Source organism: Phaeobacter sp. CAU 1743 (assembly GCF_039839315.1).
GTDB classification, from domain to species: Bacteria; Pseudomonadota; Alphaproteobacteria; order Rhodobacterales; family Rhodobacteraceae; genus Phycobacter; species Phycobacter gallaeciensis_A.
Genome location: NZ_JBDOQR010000024.1, coordinates 26,976 through 44,286 on the forward strand (window position 1 = coordinate 26,976; position 17,311 = coordinate 44,286).

Annotated in this window: 17 protein-coding genes; 11 read left to right on the forward strand and 6 right to left on the reverse strand. The window is 62.4% G+C overall.

Annotated elements, in window-relative coordinates:
• Nucleotides 1-62 precede the first annotated feature (62 nt).
• From rimK to tpiA, 7 genes are all read left to right on the forward strand, one after another.
• Nucleotides 63-1,475 carry a 30S ribosomal protein S6--L-glutamate ligase gene (rimK, locus tag AAFO90_RS11205; RefSeq protein ID WP_347509472.1) on the forward strand — a complete coding sequence of 471 codons (1,413 nt, stop codon included), beginning with the start codon at nt 63-65 and terminating at the stop codon, nt 1,473-1,475.
• Nucleotides 1,476-1,557: 82 nt separating this feature from the next.
• Nucleotides 1,558-2,448 carry an SPFH domain-containing protein gene (locus tag AAFO90_RS11210; RefSeq protein WP_065273207.1) on the forward strand — a complete coding sequence of 297 codons (891 nt, stop codon included), beginning with the start codon at nt 1,558-1,560 and terminating at the stop codon, nt 2,446-2,448.
• Complete coding sequence (locus tag AAFO90_RS11215; protein ID WP_347509473.1) at nt 2,448-2,729, forward strand: hypothetical protein; 282 nt, start codon at nt 2,448-2,450, stop codon at nt 2,727-2,729. Before AAFO90_RS11210 ends, AAFO90_RS11215 begins: the two co-directional genes overlap by 1 nt.
• Nucleotides 2,730-2,842: 113 nt before the next feature.
• Complete coding sequence (locus AAFO90_RS11220) at nt 2,843-3,205, forward strand: SUF system Fe-S cluster assembly protein (RefSeq protein ID WP_065273205.1); 363 nt, start codon at nt 2,843-2,845, stop codon at nt 3,203-3,205.
• Nucleotides 3,206-3,308: 103 nt separating this feature from the next.
• Complete coding sequence (locus tag AAFO90_RS11225; RefSeq protein WP_347509474.1) at nt 3,309-4,547, forward strand: glycerophosphodiester phosphodiesterase family protein; 1,239 nt, start codon at nt 3,309-3,311, stop codon at nt 4,545-4,547.
• Between the two features lie 112 nt (nt 4,548-4,659).
• The gene (locus AAFO90_RS11230) at nt 4,660-5,019 is read left to right on the forward strand and encodes an iron-sulfur cluster assembly accessory protein (protein WP_065273204.1); all 360 of its coding nucleotides are present in this window, start codon (nt 4,660-4,662) and stop codon (nt 5,017-5,019) included.
• Nucleotides 5,020-5,180: 161 nt separating this feature from the next.
• Nucleotides 5,181-5,933, forward strand: coding sequence for a triose-phosphate isomerase (gene tpiA, locus AAFO90_RS11235; protein ID WP_347509475.1), 753 nt, complete (start codon nt 5,181-5,183; stop codon nt 5,931-5,933).
• 163 nt (nt 5,934-6,096) lie between these two features.
• Here tpiA and AAFO90_RS11240 read toward each other — a convergent pair whose 3' ends face one another.
• From AAFO90_RS11240 to AAFO90_RS11260, 5 genes are all read right to left on the reverse strand, one after another.
• Nucleotides 6,097-7,515, reverse strand: a complete 1,419-nt coding sequence (locus tag AAFO90_RS11240) for a TRAP transporter large permease (protein WP_274833635.1) — start codon at nt 7,513-7,515, stop codon at nt 6,097-6,099.
• Nucleotides 7,515-8,207, reverse strand: coding sequence for a TRAP transporter small permease (locus tag AAFO90_RS11245; protein ID WP_065273801.1), 693 nt, complete (start codon nt 8,205-8,207; stop codon nt 7,515-7,517). The genes AAFO90_RS11240 and AAFO90_RS11245 overlap by 1 nt, the downstream gene beginning before the upstream one ends.
• A gap of 111 nt (nt 8,208-8,318) precedes the next feature.
• The gene (locus tag AAFO90_RS11250) at nt 8,319-9,320 is read right to left on the reverse strand and encodes a DctP family TRAP transporter solute-binding subunit (protein WP_065273201.1); all 1,002 of its coding nucleotides are present in this window, start codon (nt 9,318-9,320) and stop codon (nt 8,319-8,321) included.
• A 265-nt stretch (nt 9,321-9,585) separates the two neighbouring features.
• Nucleotides 9,586-10,827, reverse strand: coding sequence for a sigma-54 dependent transcriptional regulator (locus tag AAFO90_RS11255; RefSeq protein WP_065273200.1), 1,242 nt, complete (start codon nt 10,825-10,827; stop codon nt 9,586-9,588).
• Nucleotides 10,824-12,590, reverse strand: coding sequence for an ATP-binding protein (locus tag AAFO90_RS11260; RefSeq protein ID WP_347509476.1), 1,767 nt, complete (start codon nt 12,588-12,590; stop codon nt 10,824-10,826). Before AAFO90_RS11260 ends, AAFO90_RS11255 begins: the two co-directional genes overlap by 4 nt.
• 73 nt (nt 12,591-12,663) lie before the next feature.
• Between AAFO90_RS11260 and AAFO90_RS11265 the strand changes: the two genes are divergently transcribed.
• Nucleotides 12,664-13,845 carry a cytochrome P450 gene (locus AAFO90_RS11265; RefSeq protein WP_347509477.1) on the forward strand — a complete coding sequence of 394 codons (1,182 nt, stop codon included), beginning with the start codon at nt 12,664-12,666 and terminating at the stop codon, nt 13,843-13,845.
• 37 nt (nt 13,846-13,882) lie between these two features.
• On the opposite strand, the gene AAFO90_RS11270 is transcribed toward AAFO90_RS11265, so the two are convergent.
• A complete protein-coding gene (locus AAFO90_RS11270; protein WP_065273197.1) occupies nt 13,883-14,356 on the reverse strand; it encodes an Lrp/AsnC family transcriptional regulator in 474 nt (157 codons plus the stop codon).
• 200 nt (nt 14,357-14,556) lie between these two features.
• Here AAFO90_RS11270 and cobA point away from each other — a divergent pair, with 200 nt between their 5' ends.
• Genes cobA through AAFO90_RS11285 form a run of 3 tightly spaced genes read left to right on the forward strand, consistent with a single transcriptional unit; the run spans nt 14,557 to nt 17,310 of the window.
• A complete protein-coding gene (cobA, locus tag AAFO90_RS11275) occupies nt 14,557-15,345 on the forward strand; it encodes a uroporphyrinogen-III C-methyltransferase (protein WP_274868227.1) in 789 nt (262 codons plus the stop codon).
• On the forward strand, nt 15,345-15,653 hold the full coding sequence (locus tag AAFO90_RS11280; RefSeq protein ID WP_274831886.1) for a DUF2849 domain-containing protein: 309 nt from the start codon (nt 15,345-15,347) through the stop codon (nt 15,651-15,653). Before cobA ends, AAFO90_RS11280 begins: the two co-directional genes overlap by 1 nt.
• Nucleotides 15,646-17,310 carry a nitrite/sulfite reductase gene (locus AAFO90_RS11285; protein WP_347509478.1) on the forward strand — a complete coding sequence of 555 codons (1,665 nt, stop codon included), beginning with the start codon at nt 15,646-15,648 and terminating at the stop codon, nt 17,308-17,310. Before AAFO90_RS11280 ends, AAFO90_RS11285 begins: the two co-directional genes overlap by 8 nt.
• Nucleotide 17,311 lies beyond the last annotated feature (1 nt).

The window sequence follows — 17,311 nt, forward strand, 5'->3', positions numbered from 1 at the left end:
TCCTGCGTTAGTTCTGTCATCTGACGACTATAAGATTCCCCTAATGCCAAGGAGCCAAGCGCATGTCCACAGACGAGCACGCCGCAAAACTGACCCTCGGTTGGGAGGAATGGGTAAGCCTGCCGGGGCTTGGCCTGCCTGCAATGAAGGCCAAGGTCGACACCGGCGCCCGCACCTCTGCCCTGCATGCCACTGAAATCGAAACCTTCGGACCGGCTGCCGCCCCCAAGGTACGCTTTACCGTCCACCCCGTGCCGGGGCAGGAAGGGCTGCGGATCCCCTGCTCTGCTGATATTATCGACCGGCGTGAGGTGACCTCCTCCAATGGCGAAAGCGAAATGCGCTATGTCATCTCGACCGATCTGGTGGTGGATGGCCACAGCTGGCCCATCGAAGTCACCCTCACCGACCGCAGCGGTATGACACTGCATATGCTTCTGGGTCGCCAGGCGCTGGGAGAGAACGTCGCGGTGGCACCTTCGGAACGGTTCTGCCAACCGGAACTGGACTATGCCGTCTATGCCTCGAAACACATCCGCAAGGCCGCGCCGAACCGGGTGCTGCGCATTGCTGTGCTCAGCCGCGAGGATAATTTCTCCACCCGCCGACTGGTGGAAGAAGGCGAAAAACGAGGCCACACCGTCGAGGTCATCGACACCACACGCTGCTACATGGACATCAACGCGCTGGCGCCCGAAGTGCACTACGACGGCAAGCGTCTGCCGCGCTATGACGCGGTGATCCCGCGCATCGGCGCCTCGATCACCCAATATGGTACCGCCGTGCTGCGCCAGTTCGAGACCCTTGGCACCTTTTGCGTCAATGGCAGCGCTGGCATCACCGCCAGTCGCGACAAGCTGCACGCCCATCAGGTACTGGCACGTCAGAAGATCGGCATGCCCGAAACCGCCTTTGCCGCCTCGCCCAAGGATACAAAGAACCTGATCGACATCGTCGGAGGTGCCCCCCTGATCGTGAAACTGCTGGAAAGCACCCAGGGTAAAGGCGTGGTGCTGGCCGAAACCAAGAAGGCCGCCGAATCCGTGATCACCGCCTTTCGCGGGCTCAAGGCAAACTTCCTGGTGCAGCAATTCGTGAAAGAGGCCAATGGCGAGGATATCCGCTGTCTGGTGGTCGGTTCCAAAGTGGTTGCGGCGATGAAACGCTCGGGCGCCGAGGGTGACTTCCGCTCCAATCTGCACCTTGGCGGCAGCGCCGTGTCGGTCCGGATCAGCAAGGAAGAACGCGCCACAGCCGTCAAGGCAGCCAAGGCCTTTGGCCTCAATGTCGCGGGTGTCGACCTTCTGCGCTCGGAAAACGGGCCAAAGGTGCTGGAGGTCAATTCCTCGCCCGGGCTGGAAGGTATCGAGCGGACCTCGAAGAAAAACATTGCCGGGCTGATCTATGACGAGATCGAAGACCACGTGCGCCCCGCCCCCCTGCGGGTGCGCAAACAGGCGACGGCGCGCAAGTGATCCTACTGGCGGCGGCAGGGCTTGACCGCGCGCCGCCGCCACCCGATCTTGGTTCCATACCTTTCAGACAGGATTTCCAGTTATGAGCGAAGATCAGATTACCGCCCTCTTGTCCGGCAGCCTGCTTTACATTCTCGGGGCGATCTTCCTGATCGTCGTCATTCTCAAAGGCGTTCGGATCGTTCCGCAGTCGGAAAAATTTGTCGTCGAACGTTTTGGCCGGCTGAAGTCGGTGCTTGGCCCGGGCATCAATTTCATCGTGCCCTTTCTGGATGCGGTCCGTCACAAGGTGTCGATTCTTGAACGGCAACTGCCGAACGCCAGCCAGGATGCGATCACTCGCGACAACGTGCTGGTAGAGATCGATACTTCGGTATTCTACCGCATCCTGGAGCCGGAAAAGACAGTCTACCGCATCCGGGATGTAGATGGTGCCATCGCCACCACCGTCGCCGGGATTGTTCGCGCTGAAATCGGCAAGATGGATCTGGATGAGGTGCAATCCAACCGCTCACAGCTGATTGGCGAGATCAAGCGCAGCGTCGAAAGCGCCGTGGATGACTGGGGGATTGAAGTGACGCGCGCCGAGATCCTTGACGTGAACCTCGATCAGGCCACCCGCGATGCGATGCTGCAGCAGCTCAATGCCGAACGCGCGCGCCGGGCGCAGGTGACCGAGGCGGAAGGCAAGAAACGCGCGGTGGAACTCGCCGCCGATGCGGAACTGTATTCCGCCGAACAAACCGCCAAGGCCCGCCGCATTCAGGCTGATGCCGAAGCCTATGCGACCGGAGTGGTGGCCAAGGCGATTGCCGAAAACGGTCTGGAGGCGGCGCAGTATCAGGTGGCGCTGAAACAGGTGGAGGCGCTCAATACTCTTGGCGCAGGCACCGGCAGCCAGACCATCGTGGTCCCGGCGCAGGCGCTCGAAGCCTTTGGCGATGCCTTCAAGATGCTGAAAGGAAACAAGTGATGGCCGCTCCCTTCTGGGCACTCTGGTGGGTCTGGTGCGCTGCGGCGCTGGTACTTGGCATTCTGGAGGTGCTGGCGCCGGGCTTTGTCTTCCTCGGCTTTGCCATCGGCGCCCTTGGCGTCGGGGTGCTGCTGCTGGCCACGGGCAGCGGCACCTTTGGCCTGCCCGTTCTGGTCTTCATCTTCGCGGCCCTGTCGCTGATCGCCTGGCTTGTCCTGCGCCGCGCCTTTGCCCTGCCGCGCGGCCAGGTGAAGACCTTTGATACGGATATCAACGACTAGTCACAAATCGCCCCTGTCCTCTGCACCAGCGCGCAACTTCCCTGCGGTCCAAGACTGGACGCCGCCTGCCCTGTTCCCTATATAAACGGTCGGATAACCAGTCAGGGACCGATATGACCAACGCTTCCGAACCTCTTGAAGGGGCGCCGCTGATCGCGCCGTCTTCCGTTTCCCACCCGCTTTACGATGCGGTGGCAGACGCATGCCGTAGCGTCTATGACCCTGAAATCCCGGTCAATATCTACGAGCTGGGCCTGATCTACACCATCGACATCAACGAAGAAAACGACGTGAAGATCATCATGACCCTGACCGCGCCGGGCTGCCCCGTCGCTGGTGAGATGCCGGGATGGATCGTCGATGCGATCTCGCCCGTACCCGGCGTTAAATCCGTCGATGTCGAACTGACCTGGGAGCCGCCCTGGGGCATGGAGATGATGTCGGACGAGGCGCGTCTGGAACTTGGGTTCATGTAACCGCTGCCCCGTTCATCATCACAATAGTTTCATGGGATCGCGGCGCGGGTGTTACCCGGCGCCGCGATTTTTGTTTCAAACCTGATTTTTCCGGAGAACCCCTTTGCGCCTTTCCCTTGCCCTGTCGGCCCTTACCCTGCCCGGCCTACTCCTGTCGCTTGCCGCCACTTCTGCTGTCGCCGAAACCGCCCTGACCTATGGCCCTCGCCCGGCCTATCTGGTCGACAAACTGCCCGCGGGCGCGCTGAAGGACCGGCTGCAGTCCTGCGCCGCGCAGGTGCCGCAGCGCACGGAATTCTCCATCGGCCATCGCGGCGCACCGCTGCTCTTTCCTGAACACACCGTCGAAAGCAATATGGCCGCCGCGCAGATGGGCGCCGGGATCCTTGAGTGCGACGTGACCTTTACCAAGGATTTGCAGCTGGTCTGCCGCCACGCCCAGAACGATCTTCACACCACCACCGATATCCTGACCAGCGATCTGGCCGACACCTGCATCACCCCCTTCACCCCCGCAGGCGGCGGCGCGGACGCCAAGGCCGAGTGCCGCACCTCGGAGATCACGCTGGAAGAGTTCCGCAGCCTGACTCCCAAGATGGACAGCCGCGACAAGACGGCCACGACTGCTGAGGCCTATCAGGGCGGCGTCGCCCCATGGCGCAGCACGCTCTATGTGGATGGCGCGCGCAGCATGACCCACGCTGAGTCCATCGCTCTGTTCCGCAGCCTTGGCGCCAAGTTCACGCCCGAGCTGAAGGCCCCCGCGGTGAAGATGCCCTTCAAAGGTTTCACGCAGGAAGACTACGCGCAGAAGCTGGTGGAAGAGTACAAATCCGCGAGCGTGCCAGCATCGGATGTCTGGCTGCAAAGTTTCGATCTCAGCGATGTTCTATATTGGATCGAGAACGAGCCGGAGTTCGGCGCGCAGGCGGTGTACCTCGATGACCGCTATTCCAAATCCGATGCCGATGAAGGCAAGGTCGATCCCTCCAACCCCGCGAGTTTCAAGCCGAGCATGCAGGATCTGGCGGATATGGGGGTTAACTATATCGCACCGCCGATCTGGATGCTGCTGGCGCTGGAGGACGGGAAGATCGTGCCCTCTCCCTATGCCATCAAGGCGCGCGAGGCAGGGCTCAAGATCATCGCCTGGTCGATGGAGCGCTCTGGGCCGCTGACAAATGGCGGCGGTTGGTATTACCGGTCAGTGAAACCCGCGATCTCGGATGCCTCGGCCTATTATCAGGTGCTGGACGTTCTGGCGCAGGATGTGGGCGTCTCCGGTGTCTTTTCCGACTGGCCTGCAACGGTGACCTATTACGCCAACTGCATGGGACTGTAGACAAAAAAACCGCCACCGCACAGGCACCTGTGCATCGCATCTGCCGCCGCCCCCTTGAGCCTGCCGCCGCAGGACCCTAGATTGAGGGTAACGCGCGAAACTGGAGACTTTCATGTTCGGTATCCCCGGCAAACAGGCTGTAACCATCACCCCGAAGGCTGCGGCGCAGATTTCAAAGCTGATGCAGAATGCGGGCCACGCGGGCCTGCGCATCGGCGTGAAAAAAGGCGGCTGCGCCGGCATGGAATACACCATGGAATACGTCGATGACGCCGATCCCAATGACGAGGTCGTGGAACAAGATGGCGCCAGGGTGATGATCGCGCCGATGGCACAGATGTTCCTGTTTGGCACCGAGATTGACTATGAAACCACGCTGCTGGAAAGCGGGTTCAAGTTCAACAACCCCAACGTCGCTGAGGCCTGCGGCTGCGGCGAGTCGATCAGCTTCAAGGATATGCCCGGCGCCTGAACTCAGACGACTGATCACCCTAGATTACGGCATTCATTGCATGGGGCGGCTTCGGTCGCCCTTTTGTGTTTCCAATGGCCACGCCAGCGGCGTCTTGCACAATTGCTCCCTCTGGCGCGGGGTGCTACCACCACGCCACAGAACAACAAGGGAAGCGACACATGCGGCGGAAACTGGCGGCGGGAAACTGGAAAATGAACGGCACCGGGGCAGAGCTGGTCGAGCTTGCTGCGCTGGCTGAAGGCCATCCGGCGCCGGATGGCACCGACATCCTGATCTGCCCGCCCGCAACGCTGCTGTCGCGCGCGGCGGACACCACCCGCGGCGGACCGGTACAAATCGGTGGTCAGGACTGTCACGCCGCGACCTCGGGCGCGCATACCGGCGATCTGAGCGCGGCGATGCTGCTGGATGCAGGCGCGAGCGCGGTGATCCTGGGCCACTCTGAACGCCGCGCCGATCACGGTGAAACCGACGCCATCGTCCTTGCCAAGGCCGAAGCCGCCATTGCCGCCGGTCTGCTGGCCGTGGTCTGCCTTGGCGAGACGCTTGAAGAGCGCGAAGCCGGAGAGACCCTGTCGGTCGTCGGCACGCAGCTTGCCGGTTCGGTGCCCGAGGGCGCCAGTGGCGCCACACTGGTCGTCGCTTATGAACCGGTCTGGGCCATCGGCACCGGCAAGGTCCCGACTCTGGAGCAGATCGGCGAAGTGCACGATTTCCTGCGCGCCGAGCTGACCAACCGCTTTGGCGCCGAGACCGCCGAAGGCATTCGCCTGCTCTATGGGGGATCGGTGAAACCCGGAAATGCGGCCGAAATCTTTGCCGTGTCGAACGTGGACGGCGCCCTTGTCGGCGGCGCCAGCCTGACCGCCGCGGATTTCTCTCCGATCATCTCGGCTCTGGAAAACGCCTGACCAAGAGGCGCGGCCTCACACATCAATGACAAGCCCGGCTCTGACGCAGAGCTGGGCTTTTTTACGGCCTTTGCTTCTAGACTCGCAGACGAAAATGGCGCCCCGATCTCCCGGGGCGCCCTCACTCGTACCAACTCTTACACAACTCGGTACTCGTGAATCTCTAGTTCGTTATGATCTCCGGCCCCATCAGCGCATTCGGGATCATCGTGCTGAGCCATGGGATATAGGTTACCATGATCAGGAAGACGAAGAGCACCGCCAGGAACGGCAGCGCCGCCCGGACCACCGCCATCATCGGCATGCCCGCAACCCCGGAAGTGACAAAGAGGTTCAGGCCAACCGGCGGGGTGATCATGCCGATCTCCATGTTGACCACCATGATGATGCCCAGATGGATCGGGTCGATGCCCAGCTCGATTGCGATCGGGAACACCAGCGGCGCAACGATCACCAACAGGCCCGACGGCTCCATGAACTGGCCGCCGATCAGCAGGATCACGTTCACAACAATCAGGAACATCACCGGACCAAAGCCCGCCGACAGCATGGCATTGGCGATATGCTGCGGCACCTGCTCGTCGGTTAGTACGTGTTTCAAGATCAGCGCGTTGGCGATCACGAACATCAGCGTCACGGTCAGCTTGCCCGCATCGAACAGTGCCCGTTTGGTGTCCTTGTGGAACCAGACCGACAGCAGCGCAAGCGGCGCCTGCAGGACGGTGCGGCGCGGGCGCACCTCGGTTCCCGCCAGCGGTCCCATGTCGCGGTAGACAAAGGTTGCCACCAGGAAAGCATAGACGGATGCCACGGCGGCGGCTTCGGTCGGCGTGAAGATCGCCCCTTCCTTGTAAAGCCCCAGTTCAGGCGAATACCACGGGTAGCCATAGATACCGACCATGATGATCACGATCAGGAACAGGCCCCAGAACGCCTCGCGGAAGGAGGCGCCGACTTCGGCCCAGCCTGCCCAGTCGCCCTTGGGCATGTTCTTGATCCGGGCGATGACGTAGATCGTCACCATCAGCATCACCCCGGCCAAAAGGCCCGGAATGATACCGGCAAGGAACATCCGTCCGACCGAAACGTCGACCGATGCCGCATAGACCACCATCACGATGGAGGGCGGGATCAGGATGCCAAGCGTGCCGGCGTTGCAGATTACACCGGCGGCGAACTCCTTTGAATAGCCCGCTTGGCGCATTGCTGCGATCACGATGGAGCCGATGGCCACCACGGTCGCCGGAGAAGACCCGGACAGCGCCGCGAACATCATGCAGGCAAAGACGCCAGCGATGGCCAGACCGCCCTGAAAATGGCCGACGCAGGCAATCGAGAACCGGATGATCCGCTGCGCCACACCGCCGGTCGACATGAAGGTCGAGGCGAGAATGAAGAACGGAATGGCCAAGAGGGTGAAATGGCCTTCGAAGGCTTCGAACAATGTGCCGGCGACCGAGGCCAGCGAACTGTCCGAATAAACCAGCAGAAACAGGGTGGAGCTAAGGCCCAGAGAGACGGAGATCGGCACGCCGATCAGCATCAGGCCAACCACCATGGCAAAAAGCAGAACGACGTCCATCAGTTTTCTCCCCCCGTCTTTTCTCCGGTGGCGCGGGCGCGGGCCTCGTCCAACTCGTCCTCAACCTCGTGGCTGGCCACCAGCCGGTCGGCCTCACCGCGCCAGATGCGCAGGGCAGCCTGCACAAAGCGGATCACAAGCAACAGCATCGACAGCGGCAGGATCAGATAAGGCACCACTTTGGGCAGTTTTTCGTAGGAATCGCCGTAGTTGATCAGATCCTCCAGAAACCGGAAGATCCCCACCATCGGCACGTCCTGCACCTCGTAAAAGCTTTGACTGCGGGCCTTCATATCCAGCCCCGTCGGGAACCAGCGCCCCGAGGTCGGCGGCAGATCCGCAAACACCGCCCAGTAATCATAGGCACCTTTCAGCAACAGCAGAGAAAACAGCAGGCAGGCGCCAACCGCGATCAGCCCCACAACGCGGCGTGCAGGCGGCGCAAGCGTGTTGACGATGGCATCCACCCCCAGGTGCGCATGCGTCTTGACCGCGTAAGACGCCCCCAGCAGCACCAGCCAGGCAAAAAGGAACACCGTCAGCTCCAGCGCCCAGAGGATATTGGAGTTGAACACGAAACGCGCCACCACATTGGCAAAGGTGATCACTGTCATCAGCCCCAACAGCAGCGCGATCAACGTTTCTTCCAGCGTATTGATGACCCCGGCCGGGCCGGTTCTTGCCCCCGACATGCCAGTCTCCCCTGCTATGTTGATAAAATGGTGCAGGCGGCGGATCCCCACGCCGCCTGCGAAGCAGGGCGCAGCACACATCCTTGGATGGCGCGCCCCGGGTTGCGGCTATCAGAAGCCTGCGTTGATCGCCTGTGCGGCGTCGATCTTGTCCTGACCCACGTCACCGGCGAACTGCGCCCAGACGGGTTTCATGGTGTCGACCCAGGACTGGCGCTGCTCGGCCGAAAGCTGACGCACGGTGCCACCGGCATCAATGATCGCCTGCTTGGCTGCTGCGTTGACCTTGGCCGATTCAGAGTTCCGCGCTTCGGTCACTTCCGACAGGATGGTCAGGAACTGGTCGCGTACTTCCGGCTCCAGGCTGTCCAGCCAGTCCACCGAGGTCACCACCAGATAGTCGATGATGCCGTGGTTGGTTTCGGTGATCCCGTCCTGCACTTCGAAGAACTTCTTGCCGTAGATGTTGGACCAGGTGTTTTCCTGACCATCGACAACACCCTGCTGCAGAGCGCCGTAGACTTCGGAGAAGGCCATTTTCTGCGGGCTGCCACCGATCGCTTCCATCTGCGCCACCAGCACGTCCGAGGACTGCACGCGGAACTTCAGACCATTGGCGTCGGTCGGTTCGACCAGCGGTTTGTTGGCCGACATCTGCTTCATGCCATTGTGCCAGTAAGCCAGGCCCTGCAGGCCGCGGCGCTGCATCGAATCCAGCATCGCCTGACCGTTGTCGGACGCCTGGAAGGCGTCAACCGCATCGATGTTCTTGAACATGAACGGCAGGTCGAACAGGCGGAACTGTTTGGTGAATTTCTCGAACTTGGACAGCGACGGCGCGGCCAGCTGCACGTCGCCCTGCAACATCGCTTCAAGCACCTTGTTGTCATTGTAGAGGGTCGAGTTCGGATAGACCTCAAGGCACATGGTGCCGTTCATCTCTTCGTTGACACGCTTTTCCAGCAGCGTCGCGGCAATCCCCTTGGGGTGCTTGTCGGTGTTGGTGACGTGGCTGAACTTGACGACGATCTCGCCTTCGTCACAGGCCGCCTGAACGGCGCCAGCGGATACGGTCATCGCCAGAGCGGCGGCGGTAGCAGTCAGGAACTTCATAATAGTCCTCCCAGATTTCTCTCCATAGCCTGTGCGCGGTGCACAAGCCCCGCGGAAAGGATCGCGAATCGCACTGCCCCGCTCAAGAATTGAGTCGCGATTCGGGTGATTTTGATTTTTTTATAAACTTTTCAGACAGATGCGTGGCGCCCAGTTCCCAGGCACAGGTGCCTCAATTATAGGCTGTGCGAAAACCCGCACAGGGATCAGCGCGAGGTGTGCGGATTTTCGCACAGCCGTAACGCCGTCTTTTCAACCGCTGGAATCACGCATCTGAGGCGCGGCGATAGTCCTCGGGGCGGATGCCATATCGGGCCAGTTTGTCGTAAAAGGTCTTGCGCGGCAGCTTCAGCGCCGCCGCCGCCGCAGAAGCGCGCCCGTTCTGGCGCCCCAGCGCCGCGATCAGCAAGGACCGCTCAACTTGCGCCATCTGTTCCGCCAGCCCCAGACCAGAGCCGACCGAGACTTCCTCGGGCATGCCAAGCACAAACCGCATGGCCGCCGACATCAGCGAGCGGGCATTGCCAGGCCAGTCCTGCGCCATAAGCATGGCCAGATGCTCCTGGCTGATCTCGGGCGCTGCGATGCCCGCCTGCTCTGCCGCCTGGGCCACGTAATGACGAAACAGAACCGGGATATCCTCGGGCCGTTCAGCCAGCGATGGAATGCGCACCCGCATGCCATCCAGGCGATAAAACAGGTCAGCATTGAAGGCACCGCTGGTGGCAAGCTGCGCCAGATCGCTGGTGGTCCCTGCGATCACCCGGGCGGCGACGCCCTGCTCCAGCCGTTCCAGAACCGCGTATTGCACCGCGTCGGCCATGGCCGGGATTTCATCCAGAAACAACGACCCGCCCGCCGCATCCTGGCACAGCGCATCAAAGGCTTCGATGGTCATCCCGGCGGCGGGCCGTTTGACGAAGGCGCCCTGCGCCCGCGGCGACATCAGGTGGATGACTTCGGCGACCTTGGAAACGCCACTGCCCGCCGGACCTGTCACCAGAACCTCGGCTCCGGTGGGCGCCACTGCGCGCACCCGCGTCCTGAGCTGCTCTGCCTGCGGGGAGGTGCCGAAAAGCATCCGCGCCGCCGGATCGCCCGCCTCCAGCTGGCGCTTCAGGCGTCTGTTTTCCAGCACCAGTGCCCGGGTCTTGCGCGCCCGCTCCAGCACCGAAAGAAGATCCCCCGGAGCGCAGGGTTTCTCCAGAAAATCAAAGGCGCCCTCGGACATCGCTCGCACGGCCATCGGAATGTCGCCTTCGCCGGTCAGCAGGATAACCGGCAGTTCGGCGTCGATCTCATGCGCATAGGTCAAAAGATGAAACCCGTCCCGCCCCGGCATGCGAATGTCCGACAGGATCACGCCATCGAATTCGGGAGTGATCAGATCCTTGGCCGCCACGAAAGAGCCAGCTGTCACCGCCTCCAGGTCGTTCAGCTCAAGCGTCTGCGACAGCGCCTCGCGCACCGCCGCGTCATCATCCACGAGCAGTACCCGCCGGGTCATGCAGCTTCTTCCTCGCTCCAGGGGTCAAGTTCGACGGTAAAGACCGCACCATCGCTGCTGTTGCATCCGCGGATGTGGCCGCCGAAACTTTGCACCAACCCGTAAGAGATCGACAGCCCAAGGCCAAGCCCCTCGGCGCTGCCCACCGCCTTGGTAGAATAGAAGGGTTCAAACATCTTTTCCGGCTCCTTGATGCCCGGGCCGATGTCACGGACATGAACGCGCAACCGCGCGCCAGTTTGCTGTGACGGCCATTCCAGCGCGATGCGGATCGCCCGCTGGTCCTGCTCCATCATGGCGTCGGCGGCGTTATTGATCAGGTTTACAAAAACCTGCGTCAGCCGCACCTCGCCGCCCCAGGCGTAGACCGGACCGGATGGCGCTGCCCAATGGAGCGCCACATGGTCCGTTTCCAGCCGCGCCGTAGTCAGTTCCACCGCCGCATTGATCACCTGCACCAGATCAACCCGCGCCATCGGTTCGCTTTCGTTGCGGGCAAAGGCCCGCAGGTTCTTGATGATCCGCGCCATGCGCTCGGCCATACTGGAAATCCGGGTCAGATTTTCCGCCGCCCGCTCGGGCTTTTCCCGCTCCAGGAAGGCGGCGCCGTTTTCGGCATATTGCTGAATGGCCATCAGCGGCTGGTTCAGCTCGTGACTGATGCCCGCAGACATCTGCCCCAGCGCCGAGAGTTTCCCAGCCTGAACCAGATCTTCCTGCGCCTGTTTCAGCGCCGCTTCGGCCTCTTGTCGTTCGTGCACCTCGCGGCGCAGCTGGGTGTTGATCACCTGTAGGGCCTGGGTGCGGGCCTCGACCCGGGTTTCCAGAATGACATTGGCCCGGGCCAGGGTTCGGCGCCGCTCGGTCGCGAGGAACAGTAGCGTGCCGAATGCAAGACACACCGCCGTCAGCGCCGCCGCCTGCAAGGCCGCGATGCGCCGCGCCGGGGCGACATCCACCAGAATCTCTCCACGCATACCGATGACCGGCAGGTCCACCGTCAGGTGCAGCGCCTGCTGCGGCAGGTAGGAACTGCCGGACAGCTCCCAAACCTCATGCCCGCCGTGGTTTTCGACCGCGAAGGAAACCGGATCGCCTCCCTCGGCCGCGCTGCCCGGCAGCCGTTCGGTCCGGCGCCAGAACAGCAATTCCGGCCGGTTTGCGATAAACACCTCTTCGTTGCGGTTGGTGAAGAAGACCGCAGGCAAGGAGCCGCGCCAGGTCTGCTCCACATCCTGCACATCGGCCACGACCACAAGCGCCCCCAACACACCGCCGCCGGGTGCGAAACTGGGTGCGGCATAGAAATAGGCCCGCCGCCCCTCGGGCAGCAGCACCGCGTGACCGGTGCCAAGCGCGCCCTGCATGGCACGTTTGAAGTAGGGTTGATCGGCCACCGAGCCTCCGGCGACCCCTTCGGCAAAGGCCAGAACCCGCCCCGAACGGTCCGCGTAGAAAACATCCAGTGCCGCGGTCTTGTCTGCGACTTCGCGCAGGCGCCGGGCAGCCTCCTGCTGCCCCGCCGCCGTATCCAGCCCGTCCAGTACCGGATGATCCGCCGTCAGAACCGCCAGTTCCTGATAGATCTGCAACTGCGTGCTGACGCGGTCTGACGCGAGTGCCAAATCCGCCGCGCTGCGCTCTGCCAGCGAGTCCAGCGCCTGCCGGTAGCCATAGATCCAGACCGCAGCCGCAAGCCCTGCGACTGCACATGCAAATCCCAGCAAAAGTCCCCAGCGCTGCCACATGGTTTGTTTGATCATTGATACTGCCTCATGGCTATCAGACTATGAAACTCACCTTGCATTGACCAGCCGCCATGGCAAAAGTCGCCGCATGAAAACACTGCAGCAATCCCCGACCGATCCGGCCTTTGTGCAAGATCCCTATCCGTTTTACGCCAAGGCCCGCGACGCGGGCGCCCTGCACTATTGGCAGGACTACGGCATGGTGGCAGCCTTTCGTAAATCGGCCGTTCACATGCTGCTGCGGGACCGCCGCTTCGGAAGGGAAATCCCCGCCGAAATGGCCACGCCCGGCCCTGCCCACCTGGCGCCGTTCCTGGCCGTCGAGGCGCATTCGCTGCTGGAGGCCGAACCGCCACGCCACACGCGTCTGCGCAAACTGGTGATGCGGGCCTTTACCTCGCGCGCGATTACCGCGCTGGAGGCGGATATCGCGCAGCTGTGCAACGATCTGATCGATGCCTTTCCGGATCAGCCCTTTGATCTGTTGCAGGCTTATTGCACGCGGGTTCCGATCGTGACCATCTGCCGCCTGCTCGGTGTGCCCGAAGGGATGGCGCCGCAGCTTCTGGATTGGTCGCACCGGATGGTGGCCATGTATCAGGCCGGGCGCACGGAGGAGACGGAGCATTCCGCAGCCGGGGCATCTGCCGCCTTTTCCGATTATCTGCGCAGCTATATCGATCAACGCCGCAGCGATCCGCAGGATGATCTGATCACCCGCCTGATTGCCGCCAAGGAGGCCGGGGACAGCCTGACCACGGATGAGCTGATCGGCACCTGCATCCTGCTGCTGAACGCGGGGCACGAAGCAACAGTGCACGCCCTTGGCAACGGGGTGAAGACGATGCTGGAACAGGGCTGGGATCCGGCCTGGCTGGCCGAGGACGGGATCGACCAACTGGTCGAGGAAATCCTGCGCTATGATCCGCCACTGCATATGTTCACCCGCTATGCCTATGAAGAGGCCGAGGTCTTCGGCCATACCTTCCAGCGCGGCGATCAGGTGGCGCTGCTTCTGGGCGCGGCCAACCGCGACCCGGCAGTGCTTGATGATCCAGAGGTCTTTAACCCCAGCCGCCCGGCCAAGACCAACACGTCCTTTGGGGGCGGACTGCATTTCTGCGTCGGCGCGCCGCTGGCACGGCTGGAAATGCGCATCGCGCTGCCCATCCTGTTCCAGCGCTGCCCCGATCTGCGTCTGGCAGAAAAGCCCAAGTATTCAGACAGCTACCACTTCCATGGCCTCACCCGTTTGATGGTGAGCCGCTGATGGTCGGCGCCACCCGGCGCCGCCCCCCCACTTTCCCCTACTCCGCTGGCTCCAGCGGCAGCAGCGTGGTCGATTTGATTTCCTCCATCGACAGAAGCGCGGTCACATTGTGCACCCGCACCTCTGAAATCAGCGCCTGATAGAATTTGTCATAGGCCCGCGCGTTCTTCACGCGCACCTTCAGGATGTAATCGATATCGCCTGCCAGCCGGTGCGCCTCCTGTACCTCGGGGCGGTCGCGCAGCGCCTGCAGGAAGGATGCCTGCCATTCCGCCTCGTGCTCCGAAGTGCGGATCAGCACAAAGAAACAAGCCTCAAACCCCAGCGCCTCGGCGTCCAGGATCACGGTCTGGCGGCCAATCACCCCGGCCTCGCGCAGTTTGCGGATGCGATTCCAGACCGGGGTCTTTGAGCTGCCCACCTGCTTGGCGATTTCGTCCAGCGACTGGCTGGCGTCGCGTTGCAGCTCCGCCAGGATTTTCCGATCCGTGGCATCAATCCGCACTGTCATTCTAATTTTCCCTCTGCATCGAAACCTTGGTCACCAAGCCCCGAACCACGTGGAACAGATGTCCTTATTTGGGCGGACGTATGGCGCTCAAATGGGAATATTTCCTATATTGAGGGTCAAGTCAAACACCAGAAATGAGGCGCCACATGTCCAGTTTTGCCCCGATCATTCCCTCTGCCAGCTCTCAGCGCGCAGATGGCATGTGCTGCCCCGCGCCGGGTCAGGTTGCCTTTGCCGGCTCTGGTCCGGGCGATCCCGATCTGCTGACTCTGAAGGTGCTGAAAGCGATGCAGGCCGCGGATGTGATCCTGTTCGACCGTCTGGTCAGCCCCGAGATCATGGCCCTTGCCGCCCCCGGTATCGCGCTGGAGGATGTCGGCAAGGAGGGCTTTGGCCCCTCCATGTCGCAAGAGGAGATCTGTGACCGTCTGGTGGCCCATGCCCGTGCGGGCCGCAAGGTGCTGCGGCTCAAATCCGGCGATCCCACCGTCTTTGGCCGCCTCGACGAAGAGCTGTCCGCCTGCGACGCTGCCGGGATCGGCTATCAGATCCTGCCCGGCATCACCGCCGCCTCTGCTGCTGTCGCCGCCATCGGTCAGAGCCTGACGCAACGCGGGCGCAATTCCTCGGTCCGGTTCCTCACCGGGCACGACATGCGCGGTTTTGCCGATCACGACTGGACCGCCCTGGCGCGCCCCGGTGAGGTGGCCGCGATCTATATGGGCAAGAAGTCCGCGCGTTTCGTGCAGGGCCGTTTGATCATGCACGGCGCGGACCGGGCCACGCCGGTGACCATCGTCGAACATGCCTCCCGCGCCAACCAGCGCGTTCTGGAAACAACGCTGGACCGGCTGCCTGCCGATCTGGCTGCGGCAGGTCTGTCCGGCCCGGCCCTCACCTTCCTCGGGCTGGCGCCGCGTCAAAGCATCGCCGCCCTGCCCGACCTCGCCTCTGACCTTACCTCCGATCTGAATATGGAGCTCGCCTGATGCCCCGTCCCTTTACGCCCAAAGTGATCACCGCGAATGACCTCCTTGAGGGCGACGTGATCTATTACACCGCCAAGGACAGCTGGAGCCGCTCGCTGAGCGAGGCCGAGCTGATCACCGACGAGGCCGAGGCGCAGCTGCGCTTGCTGGCCGCCGAACGCGATGCCCTCAACGTTGTCGGCATCTACCTGACCGATGCCAAACCCGGCGCGGATGGCCCTGAACCCGTCCACTTCCGCGAAGAATTCCGCCGCACCGGTCCCTCGAACTACGCCCATGGCAAACAGGAGGCTCTCTCCAATGTATAAGTATAACGACTTTGACGCCGCTTTTCTGGCTGAACGCAACGCCCAGTTCCGTGCCCAGGTAGAGCGCCGCATCGACGGCAGCCTGACCGAGGACGAGTTCAAACCCCTGCGCCTGATGAACGGGCTGTATCTGCAGCTGCACGCCTATATGCTGCGGGTTGCAATCCCCTATGGCACGCTCAGCAGCGCCCAGATGCGCCAGCTCGCGCTATTGGCCGAAAAGTGGGACAAGGGCTATGGCCATTTCACCACCCGTCAGAACATCCAGTACAACTGGCCGACCCTGAAGGACGTGCCGGACATGCTGGACGCGCTGGCCGAAGTGGGCCTGCACGCGATCCAGACCTCGGGCAACACCGTACGCAACGTGACCTCGGATCACTTTGCCGCCGCCGCCAAGGGGGAGCTGGAAGATCCGCGCCCCTATGCCGAATTGATCCGGCAATGGTCCACCGACCACCCGGAATTCCAGTTCCTGGGCCGCAAGTTCAAGATCGCGGTGACTGGCGCCGAAGAGGACCGCGCCGTGACCCGCGCCCATGACATCGGGCTGCGCATGGTCTCCCGCGAAGGCGAGACCGGATTCGAGGTGATCGTGGGTGGTGGCCTTGGCCGTACGCCAATGATCGGCAAGGTGCTGCGGGAGTTCCTGCCCAAGGCGGACCTGCTGCCCTATCTTGAGGCGGTGCTGAGCGTCTACAACCTGCTGGGTCGGCGCGACAACAAGTACAAGGCCCGGATCAAGATCACCGTGCAGGAAAACGGCATCGACAAGATCCGTGCCCTGGTCGAAGAACGCTTTATCGAGCGCCGCGCCCAGTTCAACGGCGCCGATCAGGAGCTGCTGGAAGAGATCAAGGCGCATTTCACGCCCCCCGCCCTGCGCAGCGGCGACACTGCGGCCTATGATGCGGCCTATGACAGTGATCCGGTGTTCCGCGCCTGGGCCGACACCAACCTGTCGGCGCACCGCAACGAAGACCACGCCATCGTCACCATCTCGGTCAAGGCGCATGGCGCCACCCCCGGCGATGCCACTGCCGAGCAGATGCGCGTGATGGCGGATCTGGCGCAGGAATTCGGCTATGACGAGCTGCGCATCAGCCACCAGCAGAACGTGATCCTGCCGCATGTTCTGAAATCGGACCTGCCCGCGATCCACGCCCGCCTGAAAGAGGTCGGCCTTGCGACCGCCAACATTGGCCTGATCTCGGATATCATCGCCTGCCCCGGCATGGACTATTGCGCCTTGGCCACCGCCCGCTCGATCCCGGTTGCGCAGGATATCGCAACCCGGTTCGAAGAGCTGAAGCTGGAGCACGACGTGGGCCACCTGCAGATCAAGATCTCGGGCTGCATCAATGCCTGCGGCCACCACCACGTGGGCCACATCGGCATTCTGGGTCTGGATCGGGCCGGGGTAGAGAACTACCAGATCACCCTTGGCGGCGATGCCACCGAAACGGCGGCCATCGGAACCCGCACCGGCCCCGGTTTCGCCTATGACGAGATCGTTCCGGCGGTCGAGCGTCTGATCGGCGCCTATCTGGAACTGCGGACCGATGAAGGTGAGACCTTCATCGAGACCTACCGCCGCGCCGGCATGGAACCGTTCAAAGCCGTGCTTTATCCCGAAGCCCGCAAAAAGGTGGCCTAGA

What these genes read in the sequence shown, in the direction of transcription:
- rimK (WP_347509472.1), top strand. Translation starts at nt 63, where the DNA reads ATGTCCACAGACGAGCACGCCGCAAAACTGACCCTCGGTTGGGAGGAA.
- AAFO90_RS11210 (WP_065273207.1), top strand. Translation starts at nt 1,558, where the DNA reads ATGAGCGAAGATCAGATTACCGCCCTCTTGTCCGGCAGCCTGCTTTAC.
- AAFO90_RS11215 (WP_347509473.1), top strand. Translation starts at nt 2,448, where the DNA reads ATGGCCGCTCCCTTCTGGGCACTCTGGTGGGTCTGGTGCGCTGCGGCG.
- AAFO90_RS11220 (WP_065273205.1), top strand. Translation starts at nt 2,843, where the DNA reads ATGACCAACGCTTCCGAACCTCTTGAAGGGGCGCCGCTGATCGCGCCG.
- AAFO90_RS11230 (WP_065273204.1), top strand. Translation starts at nt 4,660, where the DNA reads ATGTTCGGTATCCCCGGCAAACAGGCTGTAACCATCACCCCGAAGGCT.
- tpiA (WP_347509475.1), top strand. Translation starts at nt 5,181, where the DNA reads ATGCGGCGGAAACTGGCGGCGGGAAACTGGAAAATGAACGGCACCGGG.
- AAFO90_RS11240 (WP_274833635.1), bottom strand. Translation starts at nt 7,515, where the DNA reads ATGGACGTCGTTCTGCTTTTTGCCATGGTGGTTGGCCTGATGCTGATC.
- AAFO90_RS11245 (WP_065273801.1), bottom strand. Translation starts at nt 8,207, where the DNA reads ATGTCGGGGGCAAGAACCGGCCCGGCCGGGGTCATCAATACGCTGGAA.
- AAFO90_RS11250 (WP_065273201.1), bottom strand. Translation starts at nt 9,320, where the DNA reads ATGAAGTTCCTGACTGCTACCGCCGCCGCTCTGGCGATGACCGTATCC.
- AAFO90_RS11255 (WP_065273200.1), bottom strand. Translation starts at nt 10,827, where the DNA reads ATGACCCGGCGGGTACTGCTCGTGGATGATGACGCGGCGGTGCGCGAG.
- AAFO90_RS11260 (WP_347509476.1), bottom strand. Translation starts at nt 12,590, where the DNA reads ATGATCAAACAAACCATGTGGCAGCGCTGGGGACTTTTGCTGGGATTT.
- AAFO90_RS11265 (WP_347509477.1), top strand. Translation starts at nt 12,664, where the DNA reads ATGAAAACACTGCAGCAATCCCCGACCGATCCGGCCTTTGTGCAAGAT.
- AAFO90_RS11270 (WP_065273197.1), bottom strand. Translation starts at nt 14,356, where the DNA reads ATGACAGTGCGGATTGATGCCACGGATCGGAAAATCCTGGCGGAGCTG.
- cobA (WP_274868227.1), top strand. Translation starts at nt 14,557, where the DNA reads ATGTGCTGCCCCGCGCCGGGTCAGGTTGCCTTTGCCGGCTCTGGTCCG.
- AAFO90_RS11280 (WP_274831886.1), top strand. Translation starts at nt 15,345, where the DNA reads ATGCCCCGTCCCTTTACGCCCAAAGTGATCACCGCGAATGACCTCCTT.
- AAFO90_RS11285 (WP_347509478.1), top strand. Translation starts at nt 15,646, where the DNA reads ATGTATAAGTATAACGACTTTGACGCCGCTTTTCTGGCTGAACGCAAC.